Annotated in this window: 19 protein-coding genes and 1 tRNA gene; 12 read left to right on the top strand and 8 right to left on the bottom strand. The window is 39.2% G+C overall.

Annotated elements, in window-relative coordinates:
• Positions 1 to 274 precede the first annotated feature (274 nt).
• Together gatD and gatE are read right to left on the bottom strand one after the other, a co-directional pair.
• The gene (gatD, locus tag M9949_09540; protein MCO5251648.1) at positions 275 to 1,666 is read right to left on the bottom strand and encodes a Glu-tRNA(Gln) amidotransferase subunit GatD; all 1,392 of its coding nucleotides are present in this window, start codon (positions 1,664 to 1,666) and stop codon (positions 275 to 277) included.
• Positions 1,656 to 3,611: a Glu-tRNA(Gln) amidotransferase subunit GatE gene (gene gatE / locus M9949_09535; GenBank protein MCO5251647.1), complete on the bottom strand. Its 1,956-nt coding sequence runs from the start codon at positions 3,609 to 3,611 to the stop codon at positions 1,656 to 1,658. The genes gatD and gatE overlap by 11 nt, the downstream gene beginning before the upstream one ends.
• Positions 3,612 to 3,914: 303 nt before the next feature.
• On the opposite strand from gatE, the gene M9949_09530 reads away from it, so the two are divergent.
• Both M9949_09530 and M9949_09525 read left to right on the top strand, forming a co-directional pair.
• Positions 3,915 to 5,267, top strand: a complete 1,353-nt coding sequence (locus M9949_09530; protein ID MCO5251646.1) for a hypothetical protein — start codon at positions 3,915 to 3,917, stop codon at positions 5,265 to 5,267.
• 45 nt (positions 5,268 to 5,312) lie between these two features.
• A complete protein-coding gene (locus tag M9949_09525) occupies positions 5,313 to 6,299 on the top strand; it encodes a rhodanese-like domain-containing protein (GenBank protein MCO5251645.1) in 987 nt (328 codons plus the stop codon).
• A 63-nt stretch (positions 6,300 to 6,362) separates the two neighbouring features.
• Here M9949_09525 and M9949_09520 read toward each other — a convergent pair whose 3' ends face one another.
• Complete coding sequence (locus tag M9949_09520; protein MCO5251644.1) at positions 6,363 to 9,806, bottom strand: SAM-dependent methyltransferase; 3,444 nt, start codon at positions 9,804 to 9,806, stop codon at positions 6,363 to 6,365.
• Between the two features lie 45 nt (positions 9,807 to 9,851).
• Positions 9,852 to 11,393 (bottom strand): glutamine-hydrolyzing GMP synthase, encoded by a 1,542-nt coding sequence (guaA, locus tag M9949_09515; protein ID MCO5251643.1) that lies wholly within the window; start codon positions 11,391 to 11,393, stop codon positions 9,852 to 9,854.
• Positions 11,394 to 11,681: 288 nt separating this feature from the next.
• Between guaA and M9949_09510 the strand changes: the two genes are divergently transcribed.
• From M9949_09510 to M9949_09465, 10 genes are all read left to right on the top strand, one after another.
• A tRNA-Pro gene (locus M9949_09510) sits at positions 11,682 to 11,755 on the top strand.
• A 217-nt stretch (positions 11,756 to 11,972) separates the two neighbouring features.
• The gene (locus M9949_09505) at positions 11,973 to 13,016 is read left to right on the top strand and encodes a CDP-glycerol glycerophosphotransferase family protein (protein MCO5251642.1); all 1,044 of its coding nucleotides are present in this window, start codon (positions 11,973 to 11,975) and stop codon (positions 13,014 to 13,016) included.
• Between the two features lie 2 nt (positions 13,017 to 13,018).
• Positions 13,019 to 13,807: a glycosyltransferase family protein gene (locus M9949_09500; GenBank protein ID MCO5251641.1), complete on the top strand. Its 789-nt coding sequence runs from the start codon at positions 13,019 to 13,021 to the stop codon at positions 13,805 to 13,807.
• Positions 13,808 to 13,825: 18 nt separating this feature from the next.
• Positions 13,826 to 14,638, top strand: a complete 813-nt coding sequence (locus tag M9949_09495) for a thiamine pyrophosphate-dependent enzyme (protein ID MCO5251640.1) — start codon at positions 13,826 to 13,828, stop codon at positions 14,636 to 14,638.
• Positions 14,635 to 15,561: a transketolase gene (locus M9949_09490; GenBank protein ID MCO5251639.1), complete on the top strand. Its 927-nt coding sequence runs from the start codon at positions 14,635 to 14,637 to the stop codon at positions 15,559 to 15,561. Before M9949_09495 ends, M9949_09490 begins: the two co-directional genes overlap by 4 nt.
• A 1-nt stretch (position 15,562) precedes the next feature.
• Complete coding sequence (locus tag M9949_09485) at positions 15,563 to 16,894, top strand: aminotransferase class III-fold pyridoxal phosphate-dependent enzyme (GenBank protein ID MCO5251638.1); 1,332 nt, start codon at positions 15,563 to 15,565, stop codon at positions 16,892 to 16,894.
• Position 16,895: 1 nt separating this feature from the next.
• Positions 16,896 to 17,699 carry an SDR family oxidoreductase gene (locus tag M9949_09480; GenBank protein ID MCO5251637.1) on the top strand — a complete coding sequence of 268 codons (804 nt, stop codon included), beginning with the start codon at positions 16,896 to 16,898 and terminating at the stop codon, positions 17,697 to 17,699.
• 24 nt (positions 17,700 to 17,723) lie between these two features.
• Positions 17,724 to 18,608 carry an N-acetylneuraminate synthase family protein gene (locus tag M9949_09475; GenBank protein MCO5251636.1) on the top strand — a complete coding sequence of 295 codons (885 nt, stop codon included), beginning with the start codon at positions 17,724 to 17,726 and terminating at the stop codon, positions 18,606 to 18,608.
• 7 nt (positions 18,609 to 18,615) lie between these two features.
• Positions 18,616 to 19,680, top strand: coding sequence for a metallophosphoesterase family protein (locus M9949_09470; protein ID MCO5251635.1), 1,065 nt, complete (start codon positions 18,616 to 18,618; stop codon positions 19,678 to 19,680).
• 118 nt (positions 19,681 to 19,798) lie between these two features.
• Positions 19,799 to 21,706 carry a TonB-dependent receptor plug domain-containing protein gene (locus tag M9949_09465; GenBank protein ID MCO5251634.1) on the top strand — a complete coding sequence of 636 codons (1,908 nt, stop codon included), beginning with the start codon at positions 19,799 to 19,801 and terminating at the stop codon, positions 21,704 to 21,706.
• On the opposite strand, the gene M9949_09460 is transcribed toward M9949_09465, so the two are convergent.
• The 4 genes from M9949_09460 to M9949_09445 form a co-directional block, all read right to left on the bottom strand.
• Positions 21,707 to 22,666 (bottom strand): phosphatase PAP2 family protein, encoded by a 960-nt coding sequence (locus M9949_09460; protein ID MCO5251633.1) that lies wholly within the window; start codon positions 22,664 to 22,666, stop codon positions 21,707 to 21,709.
• A complete protein-coding gene (gene rsmA, locus M9949_09455; GenBank protein ID MCO5251632.1) occupies positions 22,659 to 23,471 on the bottom strand; it encodes a 16S rRNA (adenine(1518)-N(6)/adenine(1519)-N(6))-dimethyltransferase RsmA in 813 nt (270 codons plus the stop codon). The genes M9949_09460 and rsmA overlap by 8 nt, the downstream gene beginning before the upstream one ends.
• 3 nt (positions 23,472 to 23,474) lie before the next feature.
• A complete protein-coding gene (locus M9949_09450) occupies positions 23,475 to 23,975 on the bottom strand; it encodes an HIT domain-containing protein (GenBank protein MCO5251631.1) in 501 nt (166 codons plus the stop codon).
• Between the two features lie 94 nt (positions 23,976 to 24,069).
• A complete protein-coding gene (locus M9949_09445; GenBank protein MCO5251630.1) occupies positions 24,070 to 24,933 on the bottom strand; it encodes a hypothetical protein in 864 nt (287 codons plus the stop codon).
• Positions 24,934 to 24,936: the final 3 nt, after the last annotated feature.

Genomic DNA, 24,936 nt, shown 5'->3' with positions numbered 1-24,936 from the left:
AAAACATAGCCCATGAATTCATTCGTGGGTGAAGATAAGTTGACGTTTGTAGATGTGATTAATTCATCCGATGACTCAGAGTCATCAGATGAATGTAGGATCTCTACCTCGTGGTTTGTACTATATTCGTATCGGTAATCGGACGCAGATATTTGTGAAAGAATGATTTCTATGATTTTGTTTTCCTCCCGTCAGTTGTAACACCTGACGGGACGATAAAAAAAATGGAGATGAATAAACTTTCATCTCCATTTTTTTTTGCTTTTAATAAAACCTACTTCCTAAACTTCGAGATAAACTCTTCAACTTCGGGGATGCCGCCTTGATAGACAAGATAGCCGTTTGATGGCTCTCTATCAGTGGTTTCGCCGTTGATTGGGTCTAACATAATTTCTTTTACTTTTTCCAAATCCGAAGTCTGCCCCAAAGCCCAACAAAGTTTCATGTAGGCAACTTCGGGAAGCATGTTTGCAGTAGGAACAACACCGAGGTCCATCATTTCACGACCGGTTTCGTAAACGTACATTTGGACATAGCCCCAAAGCGTTTGAACGGTCATGTAAACTGCGACACCTTTATCTTTAGCTCTTTTCAGCGCAGGATAAAGCGGCTTGTTGACGTGACCAAGCCCGGTTCCGGCTATCACAATGCCTTTATATCCCGAATCAATCATCGAATCAATCATATCGGGCATCATATTGGGATAATAATAGACCATGCCCACTCTTTCTTCAAAATATGGAGCTAGAATGAAATTGTTGTCAGTTCTGCGGCGCTTGTAATCTTGTCTGAGCGGAGAAATTTTATTTCTGTCAATCATTGCCAAGGGAATATCGCCAATCGTGCGGAAAGTTGAGCGATATGATGAGTGCATTTTACGAACTCGAGTTCCGCGATGCAGTAATCCGTAGGAATCCGACGTAGGACCGAACATACAAACCATAACTTCAGCAATATCGCTTTCTCCGGCTGCTTTGACAGCATGAATCAAATTCAATGCAGCATCCGATGAGGGTCTGTCCGACGAACGTTGCGAACCAACCATGACAATCGGCACAGGTGAATTTTGAATCATGAATGATAAAATAGCTGCAGTGTGGTGCATTGTGTCAGTGCCATGACCGATTACGATGCCTTTGACGCCCTTTTCAATTTCTTTGGCGATTGCATTTGCAGTGCCAATCCATTGTTCGGGACCCATATTTTCGGAGAATACTCCGTAAAGTTTTTCAGTTTCTAAGTTGCAATAGTCAGCTAATTCAGGGACGGAACCGTAAAGTTCGCCCGGTGAAAATGCCGGAATAACAGCCCCGGTACGATAATCCAAACGACTTGCAATAGTACCGCCGGTGCCAAAAAGCTTGACACGTGGTTTGCCTTTGTCATATGGAAACGCCTTTTCAGGAATTTTGTAATTTGCAACTTTGCGACCTTTGATTACAATTGAGGAAATCTTATCGGCTCTGATACCAATATTGTAACCTGTTGCCATTTTCAGAACTAAGTGCAATTTATCTGCGGTTTCGGAGCGTGGCAAAATTATACCCGAATATTTTGAACCTTCGGAGGTTTCGACATCAATGTCGCTCCAAACGAAAGCACCCCATTTCTTCATTACATCGAGCGTAATGCTGCTGTATCCTTTGAATAATTCCTTATCTTCCATTACTCATCTCCGAATTTAATATACTTGAAACCATTTCGCTAATCATCTTTCCTTCCACTCTGCCTCTTAAATCGTCCATTATTATACCCATCACGATTTCGTATTTTTTCTCGGGGTTGATTAATGTTATATGATTGATTTGCTTCATTGCCATTCCTACGCGAATATTGATTTCTTCATCAGTGCATGGGCTCGGCAATTTTGATTCATCAATTTCGCCGTTACGCAAAAACATATCTAAGGCTATCAATACAGCATCTTTTAAAATTTTTCCTGATGAATATAATTTGAATACTTTTTCAAACTCATCGTGAGTCAATTTTTCGATTGGCAATCCACGTCTGCGTAATCTTTTTGGATATTGGATAATCGCAGTGGCAACAAAAACGGGGTCCAAGTTGAAAGGTTCTGCAATCAGCAACTCGAAAGAAGGTGCAAATCTTGAAACAGCCAATTCTTCGAGCAAGTCATCGGGAACGCCGAGCTTTGTATATTTTTGAGTACGAATCCAAATTTGCTCGGGCGCTCTGGCACGAATAAGTTTCTTTCTTTCATCGGTAATTGGCTTCGGCGGCAAATCGGTATCGGGATACATTCTTTCGGGTCCGGGTAAAATCCTTTCAAAACCGTTTGTTCCGTCCTGATATGCTTGACGCGTTTCAGAAGGTATGCCAATTGTAGCTTCGCGGGCACGAATGATAATTTCGTTTGCTCCCATTAGTGCATCAGCGTCATCGCCCCAAACTAATATCAGAGCATCATCAGCAGTTACGTTCATAAATTTCTTGAGTGCTACCCATTCTGCCGATGCGAGTGTTTCGCTGATATTATCCGAATGGATAATGTTTGGCAATGTAGTCAGGCACGCAATTACGCGAACTCTATCCGAAATTTCTTTCGAGAAATAAGTATCAGTTTGGGTTTGCCATTTGAGATAACCGGCAAAACCGTCAAGTTTGACACAATTTACCTTGAAACCATTTTGAATAGCATCGGCAATAGGTTTGAAGTGAGTTTTCTTAATGATTTTTGTCACATCTTCGAAATTTGCTTTGAATGTTTCCGGTGTGATGCCTTTATTTGCAAGCGACTGCCTCATTCTGAGCAAATTCCATTGTCTCATAGCTTCGTTATATGTCAGAAGTGGAATTCGTTTAATACTCGGAACACCTTTGATTTCTATACGTGTACCGCCTGTTACGCTGACGTTTACGTCTTCGCGTCCGGCGCCCACACCTGTACGAACTCTGCCTGTTGAACGAACTAATCTGCGAAGAATTTGATTTACTTCAGCCACTTCCTGAGGTGTTTTCATCTCGGGGTAAGTGACGGTTTCAATCAAGGGCATGCCCAATCTATCAGTCAAATAGACCCTTCTATGCCCTACGTCGCTTGTTTCACGGCACGAATCTTCTTCGATTGACATTTGAATTATATTGATATATCTGTCTTTATATGGTATCCTACCGCCCACACTTGTGATTGCAGTACGTTGAAAGCCCGTCGGGATACTTCCGTCCAAGTATTGCTTACGTGCAATGTGGAGCTCGTCCACAATATATGCATCGTAGAGCATACCAACTTCAATCGCAATATCAAGCGCTTGCTCGTTAATCTGAAACGGCGGAGTGTCGTCCATTTCGTAGGTACACACTGTATCATAATGGATACGATATATAATATCCTTTTTGGTTTTAAATTCCATCAATGCAGTACCGTCATACTCGCCAAGCTCCGACAAAGTAGGACGCATATGCCGAAGGATTTCGGCATTGTATGATTTTTGATATTTGCCTGCCGGACAACGACAAAACAATTTCTGGTCTGTCAGTAATTGTTGATGTACTTCGAGCCCGGACATGAAACCTACGCGAGCGTAGTCTTCGGGGGTCATCTCATCAAAGGGTTTAAATTCAAAATCGTACATATCACCCTCGTTATTCATATAGTCATTATAAATATATAAGTGTCAAAATATAGAAAAGCAAAATTACGAAATTTTTGCCATATTTATGACATTTTAGTCATTTTAATCAAAATTCATATGAATTATGACATATTTTCATAGTTTATGCGTGCTTAATATTTAGTTTATTGTTATCTAAATCACTTTATATTTAATTATTTTCAACTTTTTTGTGAATTTTATATTATTTTTCTTGCATAGTACAATTTTATTTGTTAATTTTACATGAACGATAAGGAATATTGTAAAAAAGTTCTTATAAATTTGAAAAAGGTGTAGGATATGAACAAAATCCATCTCTTTATTATTGCTCTAACAACAGTCTTTCTGTTTATAGCAAGTTGCTCTGACGACGGACCGTCGGACAACAACAACAACAACAATCAAAGTGTAGCATCTTGCGAAGGATGCCACACTAATTACGCTCATCTCAAGGCTGTAGCAAAGCCATATGTTGACCCGGGTGGTGGTGGATGCGGTGGCGATGTCCCTCACATTGAAGTATATGACGCTGTATATCTTGGTGGTTCGGGATTTGAAGAATACAAAAAATCAGAACATTACAAGATTGCTTGTACTGATTGCCACAACGGTGTTGACAAAACTGACGACAAAGTCGTGGCACACGGTGGTAACTTCATTGCCAAACCATCACAACATGCGCAGGAAAAATGTGCTTCATGCCATTCAGACATCGTTGCAGGGCATACTAACAGCTTGCACCAACAAGGATGGGGGCAAAAACGAAAAGTTACCATGCGTTCCGGATTGAGCGGTGCGCATGAATTCTCCAAATTATCCTTCGAAATGCAACAAGGCTACGGAAAGAATTGTGCTACTTGCCATGCAAGTTGCGGTGATTGCCACGTCAATCGTCCTCATGCATCAGGTGGTGGACTATTGGACGGACACAATTTCAGCAAAGAACCCGACATGCTCAACACATGTATTGCTTGCCACAAAACTCGTGGCGGTCACGCATTTTTGGGTGTAGCACCGGGCACAAAACCAGATGTTCATCAAACAAAAGGAATGACTTGCACAAGTTGCCATAGCCAAGAAGAAATTCATGGCGACGGTACAATTGTAGAACATCGCTATGCATACTCAAAACTACCCGCATGTACAGATTGCCACACAGGTATCGAGAAAAAAAATATGTACCATACCTTGCATTGGGATACATTTAATTGTCAAAGCTGCCATTCGCAAAAATATAATAGTTGCGGCAGTTGTCACGTTGGAGGCGAGGGCGTCAGAATCACATCATACCAAGACTTCAAAATTGCTATGAACCCTATACCCGATACTAAACCATACAAATTTGCACTTGTTAGAAGAACGCCGGGAGCACCTGATACATTCGAGAAATTCGGCACACCAAACTACTCCAACTTTGATGTGTTCCCGACATACAATTACACAACTCCTCACAACATATTGCGTTGGACTGAAGTCACTCAAGTTGCTGCAGGCAAAAGTTGTGGCGATAATTGTCACATTATAAAAGAAGATGGCAAATTCCGCAATAAGAAATTATACCTCTTCGAAGAGGATTTGTTAGAATGGGAAATTAAAGCAACTAAACCCATAACTGTTGACGGCAAATTGCCCGCAAGTTGGGAAGTTCAGTAATAGTATATAATTATCTTTTTTTTTAAATTACAAGGAGTAAAAACCATGTTGAACAGATTTTCAAAATTCTTTGCTATTTTATTAGCAATCGTATTCGTCGTTTCATGTTCCGATGATGACACAACAACAACGCCAACGATAAACGAAGGCGAATTGATGATTAAGTATATCGAAGCAAACGGCGACTATGTGAACACATATCTACCTGCATTAATCACTGCAAGTGATTTGCATACGCTAAACCAAACAGGTAAAGCTTATATCATTGACATCCGTGCAAAAGTAGATTACGACTTAGGTCACATCAAAAATGCTGTTAACGTAGCATTGGCAGACGTACTTACTCATATCAAAACAATTGACATGACTAAATATGACAAAGTCGCTTTAGTATGCTATACAGGACAATCAGCAGGCTTTGCAACTTCATTGATGAGATTTTTGGGTTATGACAAAGTATTCGACCTGAAATTCGGTATGAGCTCATGGCACAATGACTTCGCAGGAAAATGGAAAGGTGCGATTGGTAATTCATATGCAACACAATTCGTGAATACACCAAGCCCTGCAAAACCTGCAAAAGGCAAATTGCCCGTACTTAATACAGGCAAAAAAACCGGCAAAGAAATCTTAGAAGCACGCGTTGAAGCATTGCTCGCAGAAGGTTTCGGTCCCGCCGGCATCACTGCTCAAGCCACTTTCCAAGATTTGAACAAATATTTCATAGCAAACTATTGGACTGAAGCACAATATCTCGACCCGGGACATATACCCGGAGCAATCCAATACACTCCAAAACAAAGCTTGAAATATTCAGAGGACTTGACAACATTGCCAACAGACAAACCAGTCATCATCTATTGCCACACAGGAACACAAAGCTCGATGCTTGCTGCATTCCTCAGACTTCTGGGCTACGATGCAAAATCATTGCTCTTTGGTGCTAATTCCATGATTTACGACAAAATGGTTGAAAAGAAACTCAGCATCTGGAAAGATTCAGAAATCATTGGTTTAGATTACGAAAAATAAGAATCTTCACAATTCTCTACAAGCTATCCGATTTGAAAGAGTCGGATAGCTTTTTTTTTTCATTTAAACCCAAATATCAAAAGAAGCTTTGATGAAATCGTCCATTTCGGCTTTTGTTTCACTGCCATCACCATATGTGAAAGTTGAAGTGATGTGCTTCCACTCATCTTTGGTCAATCCGTATAAATCGCGAGCAATTAGCACTTCGATTTCTGCTCGAAGTAATGTTGGGGCATCACTTTCGTGAATCAATATGCCAAGTTCCTCTCTCAGTTCTTCAAATTCCATTTTTCCGCTTGACAAATATAATAGCTTGAAGGCAAGTTCGGACAAACGTTTATTAACACTCTCACCGGCTTCTGCAATTGGCATTTCATAAATAAAGTGCATATTTAGATTTGCTGAAATTTTATTTCTCACATAATAATTTAACGTCAATGAGTTTAATATTGCCATAATATTAATTATGTCATTGATATTAGTTTGATTAGTAACAATATTATTTCCGTCAACTTGGTTATTAATATTAATCACATGTATGAGTGAATTTCCAATAAACACATTTTTTGGGATGATTGAACAAATCAAAGTACGCTCGTCTGTAGAACGTCCTATAGCACGATAAGCAAGCCTGTAAGTTTGATAGTCAAGTTTGAAATTTTCTCCATAATCAAGTGTGTCAATCTCTTGTGCAGAAAGTTTATTTTCGGATTTAATCCGATGAAGCACTTTACGTAAAAGTATATCACAGGCAGCTTCTTCGTCAATAAAATATCGAGGGATAGAATAATTGGCGTTATATTGATGAATCATTTTGCCCTCGTAAAGCCTCAGAAATTTTCTGCCCTTAGCAATTTTCAAATCATCCAAAGAGTTGAATAAGTTACTGTCATTTGTCATGTGAAATTCGCTTCTTAATTTTATATTAGTATCCAACATTTTTTTGTGGTCACTCAAAATCTTGCTGCAAATTTCATAATCTTTATCGGATTTGAATTCCATAATGGAAATATTAGTCGGAGAGAATTGTTTTATTTTCTCTATATCGTAGTATATAAAATCGTCATTATATAAATCATTCGGGTTATGCAAATAAAATTTTGCTTTGAATTTGTAATTACTACTTTCTAGCTTAGTTTTACGGGCATATACAACAGAGTATTTAAATTGTGGATGTACTTCCGGAAATAGTTTTGTTTTGTTCCTTTTACCAAGCTCTTGATAACCTTTATTTTCGAAAGAAGAAAGTTCCATCAGTTTGTTATCTTCGATTAACAGCTTACGTAGCATATTTGCACCTTCATCAATTTGGAAGCCGGAAGGCACAAGCAAACAATACAAAGCATCATCCTTGATAATTTGGAAATCTCTTTCCATAAAGAATTTGTAAAAATTCGGGTCGCCGGAACTTTGGTGAGAGTATTTTGAATAAAGGTACTGAGTGTATTTCTTGTAATTGTCGGTATATGAATTCCATTTTACTTTAAATTCAGCATCAGTATTGATTTTCAAATCGAACCATTTGTTAAATTTAAGGACATCCATTTCAAATTTACCTTGTTTCGCAAACTCCTTTTTCACGGGTTTAATAGCTTCCCAAGGCGGATTGCTGATAATTCCGTCAAAACCGCGTTGAGATTTCGGTAATGGATTGCCATGCTTATCAAAAAAGCAGAAGAAGTATTCGAGCGGAAAAAATAATGCATCGGCGAAATCTGATTCCTCTTTCAATTTATTACGAATAATATCTTTAATGCTATTCACATTTTCAAGCAATGCAGGATTGAAAACATCATATAGATAACTATTTCGGATAAGATGCAATTCGATAATTTCGTCTTTGAAATTCTCAGAAATTATTTGAATCTGCAAATCAAAATCAATATCGGATAAAGAATCCCCTTTTATGAAATTCATTCCCAGATTTGGTAAAATATGTTCTTTTTCTTCAGGTAAATATCTGAAATTGTAAATTTGTGGATTGAGTTTAACAGCTTCCTTCCACATATTAGTTTTTGCAGTATCAATCGCTCTTTCATCTTTATCGGCACCAAAAATGTGTCTGATTATAATCTTGGAAATAAGAAAAAGTTCGTTGCCGGTTATAAAATCCATATCCTGACGGAATTGGTCAACAATTCTAACATTTATGGGCGTACTCGCCAGTTTTTTGCTATCAAATTGACTCGCCCATTCAGTAGAATCTTTCAACCGCTCATAATGAGTATATATTCTCCTTAAAACCTTTATCAAAAAGCTTCCACTGCCCGATGTGCTGTCAATAATTTTGATAGAAGTGATTTTATCAGTCAACGAGTGAACAAGATTTTCATCTAAGTTGCTTTTTTTCAATTCGGCAATAAGTTCATTCACAGGTTGCTCAAAAAGTGAATCCACAATCATATCAGCCATATAGACAGTAATTGAAGCCGGAGTATAGTAAATTCCTTCATCTTTTCGATTTTCGGCTATCCATGTTTCATAAGCTTTACCGAAAATGTCTTCGTTAATTTTTCTATAATTATAATGAACCAAACCCTTGCCAAAAGTGCTTGACCATCTATCTAAACCAAGAATTAGTTCGAATACTTTTCGGAAAGTGGTTAAGTTAGATTTGTTTTTGTCAACATAATCCCAAAAATAATGGTCAAAAAGTTCGGTATTATAGAAATCTTGAAAAAATTTCTCAATAACATTGAAAAAATTAGAAAATACTTGTTGATTTCCCTTAACGCCCCATCTATCTACCATTTTTTCAAATTCATCTTGAATAAAGCGATATGGAATTAAACCGTAATCCTCAAGAGTTTTAATGAAAATGAATTTATTCAAGAAGAGCACAACAACTTCTTCATGAGAAAAATTCGCATTGCCTAACATCTTGACATAACTAAATTCGGAGTACCATTTTTTTAAATCATTAAAAAATGCCGTGTCCAAATCATGCGTATATTCATCATCTTCCCTTCGCCGAAGGACATCCCACATATTTCCTGTATTAATGTAATCATCAATCAAATCAACAAAAGTAGTACTCGAAAAAGGTTCGAACTTGATTAGAGCGTTACGATTGAAAATATAAACATGCTCGACATTTGTTAAAATCACATATTCAACATTACGTTTGCTGAGGTAATTTTTAATCTGATTCTCATGTTTTCTGTAATTGAAATCAAATCGAGTTAGAGCATTTTTGGAATCTTTATAAGAAAACAGCGGTTTAAGTTCGATACATATGGGATTACCTGTACCTCTATCATGCAAAATAAAATCAATAAATCGCCCTTCGATATTGACTTCCGGTTTAACTTCACCTTCAAAAATATTTTTCATAAATTCGTAAAACAGCTGTCCTGTTGCAGTTTCCGATTTTACTTTACTTCTCAAGGAAGCAATATAATCATTGATTGGTTCAAAGTCAAATTGAACCGAACTTACAGTGTCATAAGGAATAATTTCCTGTTTGAAAAAGTCGCTAATTGATTTTAAAATTTCCTGTTTTGTCATAATTTCAAGTTTTTTATAAATAATTAATCAAAAAATGCTGTTAACCTACTCCCACTCGATGGTGCCGGGTGGTTTGCTGGTGATGTCGTAAACGACGCGGTTGATGCCACGCACTTCGTTGATGATGCGGTTGCTCATGCGGGCAAGCACTTCGTAGGGCATCGGGTACCAATCTGCAGTCATGCCGTCCACGCTGGTTACGGCGCGAAGTACGGCGGTGTTCTCGTAGGTGCGCTCGTCACCCATTACGCCGACCGATTTCACGGGCAGCAAGACGGCGAATGCTTGCCAGATTTCGTCGTAAAGCCCGGCAGTGCGGATTTCGTCGAGATAGATTTCGTCGGCTTTTTGGAGGGTTACGATTTTATCTTTGGTGATGTCGCCCAAAATTCGGATGCCGAGTCCGGGACCCGGGAATGGGTGACGATTCACGAACCATTCGGGCACTCCGAGCTCGCGACCGACGGCACGCACTTCATCTTTGAACAGCTCGCGAAATGGTTCGATGATTTTGAGATTCATTTTTTCGGGCAGCCCGCCAACGTTGTGGTGGGATTTGATTGTTGCCGATGGACCTTTTACGGAGACTGACTCGATGACATCGGGGTAAAGTGTGCCTTGGGCGAGCCATTTCGCATCGTTGAATTTTGTGGCTTCCACTTCGAAAACTTCGATGAATTTGTTGCCGATGATTTTGCGCTTCTTTTCGGGGTCGCTAACGCCGCTGAGTGCATCGAGGAAGAGCTTCTCGGCGTCTATGATGTCAACGGAAATATCGAAATGGTGCTTGAATAAATCGTAGATTTGGCGGCTTTCGTTCAGTCGCATCAAGCCGGAATCAACGTGGATGCAATGCAACTTATCCCCGATTGCTTTGTGCAGCAGCACCGCAAGCACGGTGGAATCTACTCCGCCGCTGAGGGCGCAAATCACTCCCCCATCGCCGACTTTCTCGCGAATGTCTGCGATAGCTTGCTCGATGAATGATGTCGGAGACCAGATTGCTTCTACTTTGCAAATTTTTCGCAGGAAATTGTTCAAAATTATGTTGCCTTGCTCGGAATGATGCACTTCGGGATGGAATTGCACTCCGAAAATTTGCTTGTCTGCTGAGCGAATTGCACAAACCGGCGAATTATCCGAATGAGCAATGATTTCAAATCCTTTGGGTGGAGCCGTGAGTGCGTCGCCGTGTGACATCCAGACAGTGGTTGCAGCATTGACGCCATCAAAAAGGTCGTCGAATGAGTCAATTCGCAAAGTAGCTCTGCCATATTCGCGTTTTGCGGCTTTGTCCACCTCTCCGCCGAGTTGGAATGCGGTTAGTTGCAAGCCGTAGCAGATGCCAAGCACGGGGATCCCGAGCTCGAAAACGTTGAAGCCGGGTATTGGAGCATCGCTTTCAAATACGCTCGAAGGTCCGCCGGAAAGGATGAGTCCGTTTGGGTTGATGGCTTGGAGCGCTTCCAATTTGACAGAAAATGGGTGAATTTCGCAGTAAACGCCGAGTTCACGGACTTTACGGGCTATCAATTGGGTGTATTGTGAGCCAAAGTCTAAGATTACGATTTTTTCAGATATGTTCATGATAAATTTATTTATGTTTGTAAAATTTGTTTCTTGGGAATGAGGCGAGCAAAAAGTGTTCGTTTGCGATATGACATGCGAATATGCCCAAAATAGTTGTCAGACTTGGATGAGCGTATCATTTGAGTATAGTCAATAGTAATCATTATTAACACTAATTTCATAAAAAATCAATCTCAAATATATTGATTTTTCGGCACTTAAAAAAGCACCGAGAAAATATAGTCGGATGAAAAAATTATTCTTTCAAATGTCGTGCAAGTTTGCTATTTTTGTACTTGGTTTGTTCGGTGTGTAGCGCAGCCCGGTAGCGTACTTCGTTCGGGACGAAGGGGTCGGAGGTTCAAATCCTCTCACACCGACAAAATTTCCTGCTTCATCTATTTTCATATTCAACCAATCTTCATATTCATAAGCAAATATCAACATTTGCCCCGCAATGTTAATGTACGAAAACATTGATTAACACAAGGTTAACAGAGCCATCAGCAATTAACAGAACATTATTTATTCCTTAATATTGCGTTCAAATTCAAAGTTTACTTTTGATAAATAAAATTAAAAGGAAAATTGAAACGAATGGAAACTAAAAACATATTATTTATCTGCGGTTCGCTGAATCAAACCACAATGATGCACGCAATTTCTAAGCACCTCGAGTATTACAACTGTTTTTTCACACCTTATTATGCCGATGGCTACATTGATGTTTTAGCTCGAAAAGGTTATCTTGATTTCTCGATATTGGGCGGAAGTTTCAAAGGGGCATCAATGAATTACCTTTGGAAAGAGAATCTTCGCGTGGATTACTACGGCAATTCCTACAATTATGACTTGGTTGTCACTTGCAGCGATTTGCTCGTTCCCAAGAATATCCAAAATAAGAAGCTCATACTCGTGCAAGAAGGGATGACTGACCCAAAGAATTTCGCATATTACTTGGTGAAGTGGTTTAAGTTTCCGCGATACATTGCAAGCACTTCCACAAATGGCTTATCCGACGCATATGACATATTTTGTGTAGCATCTGAGGGATATAAGCAGTTATTTGTGCAAAATGGCATCAAGGAGGAAAAAATCCGAGTTACTGGCATTCCGAATTTCGATAATTGCCAAGAATACGCCAATAATGATTTTCCGTATAGAAATTTTGTTTTAGTTGCCACCTCCGATTCGCGCGAGACATTCAAATTCGAAAACAGGAAAAAATTTATTGAATATTCAGTAAAAATTGCCAATGGAAAGCAGTTAATTTTCAAATTACATCCGAATGAAAATCACGAAAAAGCTACGGCTGAAATCAACAAATACGCTCCCGAAGCATTGGTTTACACTCAGGAAAATATTCACGAAATGATTGCTAATTGCGATGTGTTGATTACAAAATATTCGACTGTGGTTTATACCGGAATTGCTTTAGGGAAAGAGGTCTATTCATATTTTGAAATTGATGAGCTGAAGCAAATGACTCCTATCCAGAATGGCGGTACATCTGCATTAAATATTGCTCAAGAATGCTTGAAATTGCTCAATAATAAAAAGCTGACCAAAAAAGAACCCAAAACAGTAAAACTTAAAAATAGAATCAAAAATTATGTCAGCTCACTTGCGGGAGTTCTGTGAGCATGGGCTTAAAAATAGTCGTTGTTATTCAAGCTCGAATGAGTTCGACAAGGTTCCCCGGGAAAGTTCTTCAGGAAGTGCTTGGAAAACCATTGCTTTTGCATCAATATGAGAGAATTTCACAATCGAAGCTTGAACCTTTGATTGTTGTTGCAACAAGTACAGATGAAAGTGACGAGCCGATTGTAGAGCTATGCAAACTTCACGACATTCACTGTTTCAGGGGCGACCTAAATAATTTGCTCGATAGACACTATAAAGCTGGATTGGCTTATGAAGCAGATGCAATCGTCAAGATTCCATCGGATTGTCCACTAATTTCACCGAAAGCGATTGACAAAGTTTTAGCGAAATACATCGAATTATCTCCCGAAATTGACTACGTAAGCAATCTCCATCCGGCGAGCTATCCTGATGGCAATGATGTGGAAATAATTAGCATGAAAGCTATGCAAAACGTTTGGCAAAATGCAAGCAAAGACTTCGAACTTGAACATACGACGCCTTACATTTGGGAAAATCCGGAATTATTTCGCATCGAAAATGTAATTTGGGAAAGCGAATTAGATTTTTCCAAAAGCCACCGCTTTACGATTGATTACCCCGAAGATTTAATATTTATCAAAGCGATATATGAAAATTTATATCCGAATAAGAAATATTTCGAGCTTGAAGATATATTGGATTTATTACAAGAAAAGCCGGAAATCATGCAACTAAACAAGGATTACGCAGGTGAATATTGGTACAAAAATCATCTGAGCGAACTAAAGACAATCAAAAATTATTAAAAATAAAAGGTAAATATTTTGAAAATTCACAGCGAAAAAGAATTGACTCAATTCGCGAAAAATGTACGCCAACACATTCTCAAGATGTCCACGAACGGAGGATGCTTTGCCGGCGCTTCACTTTCGATGGTTGAGCTCGTTACGTACTTGTACAATAACTACATGAATATCAGCAAGGAATTGCTTGTCTCAGATGAGCGGGATTTTTTATTCCTTTCCAAGGGTCATGCGGTTCCGGCGCTCTATGGGGCATTTGCGGAACTTGGCTGGCTTGATGCGGCAAGATTTAATAATCATTTAAAAATAAAAGATGACATTTATTGGCATCCGAACACGAATATCCCGGGAATTGAATTCCATTCCGGTTCACTCGGTCATGCTTTGCCAATTTCGGTTGGAGTTGCATTGTCATTGAAAATTGACAAAATAAATAATAAAGTCATTGTCATACTCGGAGACGGCGAATTAAACGAGGGTTCCAATTGGGAAGCCGTAATGGTAGCAGCATCGAAAAATCTTGACAATTTAATTATAATAATTGACCGAAATAAATTTCAAGCAAATCTCCAAACCGAACATTTGTTGCCAATCGAGCCTATAGCTGATAAATTTTTAGCATTCAATTGCGGTGTCAGACGAATTAACGGGCACTCATTCGAGGAAATCAGACAATCACTTGATGACGTGCCTTATTCCTACGGCAAACCAAGTGTAATAATCGCTGATACGATAAGAGGAAAGGGAATTAAAGAGTGGGAAAATCAAGCGGACAAGTGGTTTTGCAACATTAGCAACGATGAATATCAAGCGTTTAAGAAGGAGATTGCATGAATTCGGAAATAACAAACTATGAGCAATTGATTTATCAATTGTGCCAAAAAGACCCGTCGCTAGTTGTGATGACAGCTGAAAACAGAGCCGCAATTCGCAATATTCCGGGGATGTTAGGCGAACGCTTTGTTGATGTCGGGATATGCGAAATGACATTAGCAGGAGCTGCCGCAGGAATGGCACTCAGAGGCAAAAAACCAATAATTCATGCCTTAGCAATGTTTTTAACGGGCAGAGCTTTCGAATTTGTTCGTACAGATATTGGCTACCCGAAGTTGCCCGTCAAACTTGTAGGCTACATTCCCGGAATATTGTCCACGGCAAATGGCGCTACTCATCAAGCAGTTGATGATGTGGGTTTGATGATGGGCATCCCCGGCATGAATGTATTCGCACCGGCTGATATTGATGATTTGTTGCTCTGTTTGCCGCAAATTATCGCAAGCGATGAGCCTTACTACATTCGCTATACCGATAATCCAAAAATAATCAACCACAAAACACAATTTGAAATTGGCAAAGCCGAGCAAATTAAAGATGGAATCAATGTTACAATATTCAGCTATGGACCAATGCTCAAGCAAGGGCTACTCGCTTCCAAAAAACTCGAAGAATTAGGAATTTCGGTCAGACTTTTCAATTTGAGAACCGTTAAGCCAATTGATACTGAAGCGATTTTGAATGCCGCACATGAAACCCAACTTATAGTCACTCTCGAAGACCATTTCGAATCCAACGGCTTGTATTCAGCAGTTTGCCAAATCTTAAATCGCAATAAATTATTTTGTCCGGTATTGCCGATGGGATTGAAGGATAAATACTTCAAACCTGCCCATAATATTGATGATATTTTATTGCACGAAGGTTTAGCGGGAAGTTTGATAGCGAACAGGATTTACGATGAATTCAAAAGGAGCAGATAAGATGGCTAACACAGTAGGATTGAACGATAATTTCCCGAAAATTGAAAAATCCAAGGAATTGCTTGCACGAGCTGAGAAATTAATTCCTGCAAGAACGCAAACTTTGGCAAAAGGACCCGGGCAACACGTACGCGGAATTGCACCTCACTATTTGCAGCGAGGCTCCGGTGCTCACGTTTGGGATGTTGATGGCAATGAATATATTGATTATACTATGGGCGTCGGACCTTTATCGCTCGGATATTGCTACCCAAGTGTTGACCAAGCGATTAAAGAGCAGCTCGAAAGTGGAATTACATTCTCGCTGATGCACCCATTGGAAGTTGAAGTTGCTGAATTAATTTCATCAATTATCCCTAATGCAGAAGCAGTGCGATATAGCAAGACGGGATGCGACGTTACGACCGCTGCTATTCGGTTAGCAAGAGCTTTCACAGGGAAAAACAAAGTGCTATGTTGTGGATATCACGGTTGGCATGATTGGTATATCGCCGTTACAGACCGCAACAAAGGCATTCCGCAGGAAATCACAGATTTGACATATACTTTTGCTTATAATGACATTGATAGCGTTTTGAATTCAATTGATGAAGATACTGCCGCAATCATTCTCGAACCCGTTGTTTTCGAGGAGCCGCGAGATAATTTTCTTCATAAATTACGCGAAATATGCACAGAAAAGGGAATTGTCCTAATTTTCGATGAAATGTGGACGGGTTTCCGAATGGCTATGGGTGGTGCACAAGAATATTTTGGAATAAAAGCGGATTTGGCTGTATTTTCCAAAGCAGTTGCTAACGGAATGCCCTTGTCAATTCTCACCGGGCGAGCCGATATTATGCAATTGCTCGATAAAGATGTATTTTTCTTTACGACTTTTGGTGGCGAAGCATTGTCATTGGCAGCAGCTAAAGCCACAATAGAAGAAATGCAACGAAAAGATGTAATTGCATCTTTGCATAATAAAGGCACAATTCTCAAAAACGGTATCAAATCAATGATTCATGAGATTGGAATTGATTATGTAGGAATTAGCGGCTATCCGTTCAGAACAATGCTTACGTTCGATGCAAAAGCCGGAAATCCATTAATTATGAAATCATTCATGCAACAAGAGTTCCTGAAACGTGGCATTTTGTGGTCAGGATTTCACAATATGTCTTATTCACATTCCGATGAAGATATTGCATATACTTTGAAAGCATATTCCGAAGTCTTAGTAATGCTCAAAGAGGCAATTGAAACCGATAGTCTCGAAAAAAGTTTACTCGGAACTCCAATCGAGCCTGTTTTCAGAAGAGTTGGCAATTTTAACATCAAACCGAAGAACTAACATGGAAATATTTTCATTAAAAGGAAAGGTTGCAATTGTAACCGGAGCTACGGGTTTAATCGGACGTTATCATTGCAAAGCTTTATCGGAAGCGGGTGCAAACGTAGTTGCAACAGACGTGGATATCGAAAAGTGCATCGAATTATCCGAAACTTTGCCGACAAAATCAATTGGAATTGCTTGCGATATCACCCAAAAAAGTGAGCTATATTCATTGCTTTCCGACACAATCAGTATGTTCGGAAAAGTGGATATACTTGTCAATAATGCCGCCATTAACGATATGATGGAAAATCCTCTGAATTCGTTAGATGAATCAAAATTTGAAAATTACAGCTTAGAATTTTTCAGAAAAATCGTGGATGTCAACGTTACGGGCATGTTTCTGACTTCGCAAGTGATTGGCAGTGAAATGGCGGAAAACAAAAGCGGAAGCATAATAAATATTGCTTCAACTTATGGGATTGTTGCGCCCGACCAATCTTTGTACTTGGATAAAGAGGGCATTCGCAAAATGTACAAATCTCCCGCCTACCCCACAACAAAAGGTGCTGTGATATCATTCACCAAGTATTTGGCAGCGTATTGGGGGAAATGCGGAGTCCGTGTGAATGCACTTTCGCCCGGTGGAGTTGAAAATAGCCAAGATGAATTCTTCATCCAAAAATACTCAGAACGAACACCTCTCGGGCGAATGGCTCAACCCGATGAATATATGGGTGGGCTTGTTTTTTTGGCATCTGAAGCCTCTTCTTACATGACAGGCGCCAATCTCATTATAGATGGCGGCTGGACAATTTGGTAAACTAATTAATTATAAGGATATAAAATGAGTAATACAGAAAGATTTGTAAATGTCGGTGAAAAAAGCATCGGCGATGGATTTCCGGCATATGTAATAGCCGAAATCGGAATCAACCACAATGGTTCGGTGGAATTAGCGAAAAAGATGATAGCAGGAGCTTCGGCAGCGGGCGTTGATGCCGTTAAATTCCAAAAACGCACTCCTGAACTATGCGTTCCGAAAGACCAATGGAATATCGAACGCGACACTCCTTGGGGCAGAATGACCTACATTGATTATCGCCATAAGGTCGAATTCGGCATTGATGAATATGACGAGATTGATAAATTCTGCAAATCGCATGGTATCTCATGGCTTGCATCGTGTTGGGATGAATCAGCAGTTGATTTCATCAATCAATATGATGTGCCATTTTTTAAGGTTCCCTCTGCATGTCTGACTGACCACGAGCTAATTATGAGAACAAAAGCAACCGGCAAACCTGTGATGATTTCTACAGGAATGTCAACAATTGAAGAAATTGAAACCACAATTAATTTAATGGGATTTGAAAAATTGATGGTTGCTCATGCCACTTCTACTTACCCATGTAAAGTGTCGGAATTGAACTTGAATGTAATCAAAGCATATCGTGAAAATTACCCAAATACGCCAATTGGTTACTCGGGACATGAAGTTGGGCTTTCACCGACTTGGGCTGCAGTAACTTTGGGAGCGAATTTCGTGGAGCGACATATCACATTAGACCGCTCAATGTGGGGCACAGACCAAGCCGCATCCGTCGAAATCGGTGGCTTCATCAGGCTTGTCCAAAATATTCGCGACATCGAGCAAGCTTTGGGTGATGGCGTTAAAAGAGTTTATGAAAGCGAGATGTCCTCGAGAATTAAGCTGAGAAGGGTTAACTAAGCACTTTATGAAAAATGAAATTCATTATTCGCGTATATTAGAGCGGCTTTACAATAGAGTAGAACAGATTGAAATTACTGACACGGATAAATTTGTAATCTTCAGCGACTTTCATCTTGGAAATCGTGGCAGGAAGGACGATTTCTTGCATAATTCGGAGCTTTTCATCAAAGTGCTGAGAGAACATTATCTCGAAAAAGGTTATAAATTAATTTTAAACGGTGATATCGAGGATTTATACAGATTCGACATCAATACAATCGCCAAATCTTGGAGCGATTTGTTTGAAATCTTCAACGAATTCAACAGAAAAGGGAATTTGTATAAAATTGTCGGCAATCATGATTACCTGCTCTATAAACAACGCAAACCGGAGATTAACAGAAAAATTCTCCAAGGTTTAAAATTGAAATACAAGGATAATGATATTTTTATTTATCACGGGCACCAAATTTCAAATTTCATAGAGACATTCAACCTTTTGAGCTTATATTTGATTAAATATATTGTTACTCCTTTGGGAATTCACAATAACACTGTTTCGATTAATAGCATAAAAAAATTCAAAACAGAAATTCGTGCCTATAATTTTTCAGCCGAAAAGAAGATTATATCTATTATCGGACATACTCACAGACCACTTTTCGAATCAATGTCGAAAATTGATGCACTCAACATGCTGATTGAAAAATATCTACGATTATTGCACAAAACGGCTGAAGAGAACAAAGAGTTCATCACGCATAAAATTTCACAGTTGCGAACAGAATTCGATAACCTTCGTCAAAATGGCGAAAATTATTTTCTGAAAAGCGGAATTTACGGCGATGAATTGCTTGTTCCATGCTTATTCAATTCGGGAGCCGGCATTGGCAAACGCGGAATGACGGCTCTCGAAATCAAAAAAGGGAAGATTCATTTGGTGTATTGGTTTGATTCGAACAAAAGTAAACGATATTTGAACTATGACAACGTGAAGAGCAAGCAATTTAAAGACACACAGTATTTCAAAGCAATACTAAAAAAAGAGAGTCTCGATTATATTTTCAGTCGGATAAAACTTTTAGCATAATTTGTAAAGATGTTTTTTATATTCGAGTACGTCTATTATGCTTGAATATAGTTTATTATCTTTGTAAATGATTTCGAGTACAAGCAAAAAAATATTGAAATGGAATGCAAGAGTGCTGATGCTAATAGCATTTGTTCTACTATCGCCAAATTTGCAATCACAGACGGATGCTGATTCAACCGATGTTCGCGACTATCGTGATTCGATAATACGAGTGCCGAACCATAGGCACGGAAAAATGTTCATGCTGGATTCGGCTGTGGCTACAAGCATTACCAAACGTGATTTCCAATATGTTAATTACACCGGATTGAGCGATATTTTGAGCAGCAAAAGCGATTTCTATCCTCTTTCGCTCGGCTCTTACGGTTTGTTCAATCATTTCATGGTTGATGGCAGTTTGCCGTCTGCAATTTCATTTGCATCGAATGGCAGACCAATGATTGATGTTGGATATGGCAATTTCAATCCTGAGCAAATTGCGCCGGAATTTTTGGAAAGTATCGAAATATTCTATGGCTCGAAGGCTTCTATTTTTGGTGATAATTCTCCGGGAGTATTTGTAAATATTCAAGAAGTTCGCCACAACACACAAAAACCTTTCACAAAGATTTGGATTGCACAAGGTGGTGCCGATTTTTTGGCAGCAGACGGAATTATCTCGCAAAATTTTCATCCCGAATGGAATTTCACTTTTGGGTTTAGGAATGTAAATGCTGATGGGCGATTTTCCAACTCTTGGGTCAATTCCTGGAATACGAGAATATTATTGCGTTGGAGCCCCGATGATTCGACTTCATTTACTTTTACCGAAACTTTTACAAATCATGGTCACGGAAACAGCGGTGGAATCAATACACATTTTGAACAAGATTACTACGACGAGATATCCTCACGTCCTTTGTTCGACGGGCTGAATGAGAGAGTTTTCCGTCACGATTTGAATCTTTCATTTTCCAAAATTTTTCCGACAAATTCAGCAGTTACATTGACTGCGTACTATTCACACGCTGATTATGAGCGCTCGTCCGGCAGAAATTTCAGTTTCGGAGTTGCCGATACCAGTCGCCAAATTTATACAAACGGATTTCATTATTACGGCATTTCGGGCAGATACGAACAAAAGCTTTTCGGATTTATGAATTTCAAAACCGGGGGATACTTCGACAGACGCCAAGCCGACGAATCGTATATTCACGGTGAAGTCAAGGGCGTTTCATTTGCGGGATTCGGGCATTTGGCTTTCAATCTTTCAGATTATTTAGTGCTTTCCGGTGGTACAAGGCTGTTTACATTGTATGAAAATGTGGGTGTAGCAATCGGAGCCAATTTGCTGATGAAAATGTCGGAAAGAAGCACACTTGAATTTGATGTATCGCGTGCTAATCGTCTTCCCCACCCTGCCGAAGGATTAAATTTGCTGAGCGAAGAGCATTATACTGCATTTGCATTGTTTAATCATAAGTTTGGAGAATCTACAAACTTCAGGCTCAAAGCATTTGGCAAAAGAATCAACGATTTCATTGCGACGCAAGTGTCAATCACAGGCAGAGACACATTATCCGGGCTTAACATTAGCAATGCCGGTAGCGTAGAAATGTTGGGTTTGCAGAGCACTATTGATTTCAAAGTAGGCGAAGCGTTCACTGTGTTGATGCGATTGTGGAGCTATCCAATGGCATCAGGAGATTATAAAGACAGATTCCCACTTGTCTATGGTGGTGTGCGATTCTTCTACACTTATTCGCCGGGAAGAAGTATTTTGAGAGTCGGACTTGATTTAAAAGCATCGAGTGGCGGCTCAAGCTATTCCTACATGCCATTGAGCCGGACTTATTATAATTCGGATTTCGAGTCGGGCTTCGCTCCACATGGATTGGATGCCTTTATCGAAATAAAAATCGGGACGGCATATTTCAAAGGCACATTTATGAATTTACTATCATCAAATTATCATCAAGTCGCTCTGTATCCTGATTTGACAAGAAATTTCAGGATGAGTATCAATTGGGCGTTTTTGGAATAATCAGGCTTTTTTGAAGTTCAATTTCTCTTTTACAAATAATCGTACTTTCGGCTCGATGTAAATTGCAATTACTGCAAGTATTACCCCTGCAATTACATCCACCACGTAATGATAGCGTAAATAAACAGTTGACACAATCAATGAGAGCCCAAAAATTAAAATCGGGTAGCGGAAAATTGACTTATTCCGAAATACAACATAGATATTAACTAATGTAACCATCGTATGCCCGCTCGGCATACAATCACGGTTGACATAATCGGCAGGATTCATTGCTCCGGCAGGAATTCCACCTCCGCTATTAACCACATTGCGGAAAAATTCTGTGAGGTACAAACCGGGTAATTCCGTACTCATTGCGAAAAAGTCATGAATGAAAAATCGTGGTCCAATCGCCGGCATAATGAAATACAGCAAATATGACGTGTAAAAAGCAAACAAGATTATTCGCGAGAATTCGCCCAATTTTTTGTCTTCGCGTTTTAGATGCAATTCAATTCCGTGCGCCAAAGGCATAAAAAAGTAAAGCATATAACTCGATTGCATGAATTCGGTCAATGCCGGAGACGCAAATTGATAAATCCATTCGGTAGGATTGACACCAAAAAGAGCCATGTCCCAAGCAATCAAAGTCAAATCGTACAAATTGGGATTTATCATTGGAATATAATTCTGGATTTGGTCGTAGATGATGAAAATCAAAGGTGCTATATAAACGCGTCTGAACAACATGAACAATCTGCCGGCTTGGAATTTCTCGTCAATAGTCGCAATCGAAATTATTCCTGCCATTATAATGATGTTGATATAAATTAAGGTGATTGAGCCATCTATATACGGAGAAAAAATTATGGCAAGAACAGTATAAATGCACAAAATTGCCAAGGAATATATGTCGGACATTTTGAGGATTTCTCTCAAATTGAATTGCAGTAGCGGCTCTTTGATTTTGTCAATCATTGCGTTGCTCTCTGATTTTATCAAATAAGTTTACAAGTTCGGTTAGCGAAAGCTGTTCCGGTCGTTTGCTCAAAATATGCTCAATCGAAGGAGCGAGTTGAGCGAGCCTATCTTTGGAAATATAATTTTTGATGGAATTTGAAATCATTTTGCGACGTTGATTGAACAAAGTTTTTACAAATTTCATGAAATCATCGTAGTAATCTTGCTCAACTTGCTTATTCAATGTAAGTGAAATAACGCCTGATGTAACCTTTGGTGCAGGATAGAAACTTCCCGAAGCAATATCAAAATGATACATCGGAGAGCTCAACATCCATGCAGCAATTGAAGTGATACCATAAATTCTGCTTCCTTCTTGCGACGTAATTCGTTGCCCAACTTCCTTTTGCACAGTCAACACAATTTTCTTGATAATATCTCTGTTTTCAAGCAATTTAAACAAAATTTCGGTAGATATATTGTATGGAATATTGCCGATAACTCTAATTTTTTTGTTCCCAAATTGCTTATAAATTCTATTAAAATCAAAATCGAGAATGCTTTGGTGCAAGATTTTCAAATTTGGGAATTTATCGGCTTTGAATTTTTCGCGTAAATATGAAATAGCATGCTCATCAAGCTCGACAGCGACTAATTTGATTTGATTTTCTAAGAGTATTTCAGTCAGAGCTCCCATTCCCGGACCGATTTCGACGACAATATCATCTTGGGATACATCGAGGAGAGATACGATTTTTTGGGAAATATTTTTATCAGTAAGGAAATTTTGACCGAATGATTTTTTGGGCTTTACCTTTTCCAAAGTTTACCACCGCGAACAATGTACGAACAATTTTTCGTATGTTTCGTTGATATCCTCCGAAATCACTTTCACTTCGGAAATTACAAGCAAAAAATTAGTATCGCCGTTCCAACGGGGCAAGACGTGATAATGCAAATGTGACGGAACACCTGCTCCGGCAGCTCTACCGAGGTTTGCCCCAATATTAAAGCCCTGAGGAGAGTAAACTTCCTTCAATACACTAACGCACTTTCGTGTAAGAGACGAAACATCAGCAAAAACTTCATCGGGTAAAGAAAGCAAGTCATTTGTATGAATTTTGGGAGCTACCAATAGGTGACCATTATTGTAGGGGAATTTATTCATCATCACAATTGCATGTTTGGAACTATGCAATACAAGATGCTCGCGAGCATGTTCGGAATCGCTAACAGCGGTGCAAAAGAAACATTCATCGTCGTGTTCCTTTTGTTCCTTAAATGAATCAATATATTTGGCTCTCCAAGGTGACCACAGCCTTTCCAAAGCTACTCCGTGATTTAATCATAAAAAAATAACCGATTCATCTTGTAGTTTGGATTATCAACTTACAAGAGAATCGGTTCTGAAAATTCAACTATTAGAGACCGAGTTTAACAGCCCATCTCAAATCCACACCAACTTGCAAAGCATTTACACGCCAGCTTTCTTGGCTCGAAAGATTTGTTACGCCAAAGTTATAATACATTGCCGGAACAATAGTCAAAGTTTTGACCAAAATTTCATACTGAACGCCGGCTTTGATACCGAGACGGAAAGCATTTGAATTCGGTATATCGCCTTCTTTGATGACTATTACTCTATCATCCTCAATATACCTATAACCTAACTGGTCAATAGCTTCTTGATTTCTTCTGAACTGTGCCTCGAGAGGAGTTAATAATTCGTAGCGTTGGTCTTGAGTCTTAGTGAGAGCAAAGTCGAAAGTAGGTCCAATAGTGAAACCTAATCCCATACCCGGAATCGGATTGATTTTATAGCAAACTTCTGCCGATATAACTGAATAATCTACCTCTTGAGTATGCCTTGTTGAAGAATTGATTATGGTCTCACCTTCAGGGTCACCTTGACTATCAACAATAGTAATTAATGAAGGGATTGGCGCTTCGGACGTTTCCATAAAAGCCGGCATAGTTGAGTATAGAATTCTGAAAATGAAAGAAGAAGTAGATAATGTAGCATCCTTTCCTAAATGTTGCTCGAAACTGAACCCTACATAAAAACCGTTATCATTCCCGTCTGTAAATCTTGGGCAAATCGCTTCGTCGAAAGATGCCAAATCAACGCTATGAATTGAACGATTATAGCCAAATACAGGACCAATATAGATTGGGGCTTCGTCATAGAAAGGCATGATAGGGGTTGTCTCGTCACTTTGCCCGAAAACCATCAATGTAGAAAAAACAGCCGAAATCAAGAGAACAGGTAGAATACGTAACTTCATAAA

Source organism: Candidatus Kapaibacterium sp., assembly GCA_023957315.1.
Classification (GTDB): Bacteria; Bacteroidota; Ignavibacteria; order Kapaibacteriales; family UBA2268; genus PGYU01.
Note: the sequence above shows the minus strand (reverse complement) of the source record. Positions and strands in the feature narration are given on the sequence as shown.

Bases quoted from the DNA above. Each gene is read 5' to 3' on its own strand.
- gatD (MCO5251648.1), bottom strand. From the start codon at position 1,666: ATGGAAGATAAGGAATTATTCAAAGGATACAGCAGCATTACGCTCGAT.
- gatE (MCO5251647.1), bottom strand. From the start codon at position 3,611: ATGAATAACGAGGGTGATATGTACGATTTTGAATTTAAACCCTTTGAT.
- M9949_09530 (MCO5251646.1), top strand. From the start codon at position 3,915: ATGAACAAAATCCATCTCTTTATTATTGCTCTAACAACAGTCTTTCTG.
- M9949_09525 (MCO5251645.1), top strand. From the start codon at position 5,313: ATGTTGAACAGATTTTCAAAATTCTTTGCTATTTTATTAGCAATCGTA.
- M9949_09520 (MCO5251644.1), bottom strand. From the start codon at position 9,806: ATGACAAAACAGGAAATTTTAAAATCAATTAGCGACTTTTTCAAACAG.
- guaA (MCO5251643.1), bottom strand. From the start codon at position 11,393: ATGAACATATCTGAAAAAATCGTAATCTTAGACTTTGGCTCACAATAC.
- M9949_09505 (MCO5251642.1), top strand. From the start codon at position 11,973: ATGGAAACTAAAAACATATTATTTATCTGCGGTTCGCTGAATCAAACC.
- M9949_09500 (MCO5251641.1), top strand. From the start codon at position 13,019: ATGGGCTTAAAAATAGTCGTTGTTATTCAAGCTCGAATGAGTTCGACA.
- M9949_09490 (MCO5251639.1), top strand. From the start codon at position 14,635: ATGAATTCGGAAATAACAAACTATGAGCAATTGATTTATCAATTGTGC.
- M9949_09485 (MCO5251638.1), top strand. From the start codon at position 15,563: ATGGCTAACACAGTAGGATTGAACGATAATTTCCCGAAAATTGAAAAA.
- M9949_09480 (MCO5251637.1), top strand. From the start codon at position 16,896: ATGGAAATATTTTCATTAAAAGGAAAGGTTGCAATTGTAACCGGAGCT.
- M9949_09475 (MCO5251636.1), top strand. From the start codon at position 17,724: ATGAGTAATACAGAAAGATTTGTAAATGTCGGTGAAAAAAGCATCGGC.
- M9949_09470 (MCO5251635.1), top strand. From the start codon at position 18,616: ATGAAAAATGAAATTCATTATTCGCGTATATTAGAGCGGCTTTACAAT.
- M9949_09465 (MCO5251634.1), top strand. From the start codon at position 19,799: ATGCTAATAGCATTTGTTCTACTATCGCCAAATTTGCAATCACAGACG.
- M9949_09460 (MCO5251633.1), bottom strand. From the start codon at position 22,666: ATGATTGACAAAATCAAAGAGCCGCTACTGCAATTCAATTTGAGAGAA.
- M9949_09445 (MCO5251630.1), bottom strand. From the start codon at position 24,933: ATGAAGTTACGTATTCTACCTGTTCTCTTGATTTCGGCTGTTTTTTCT.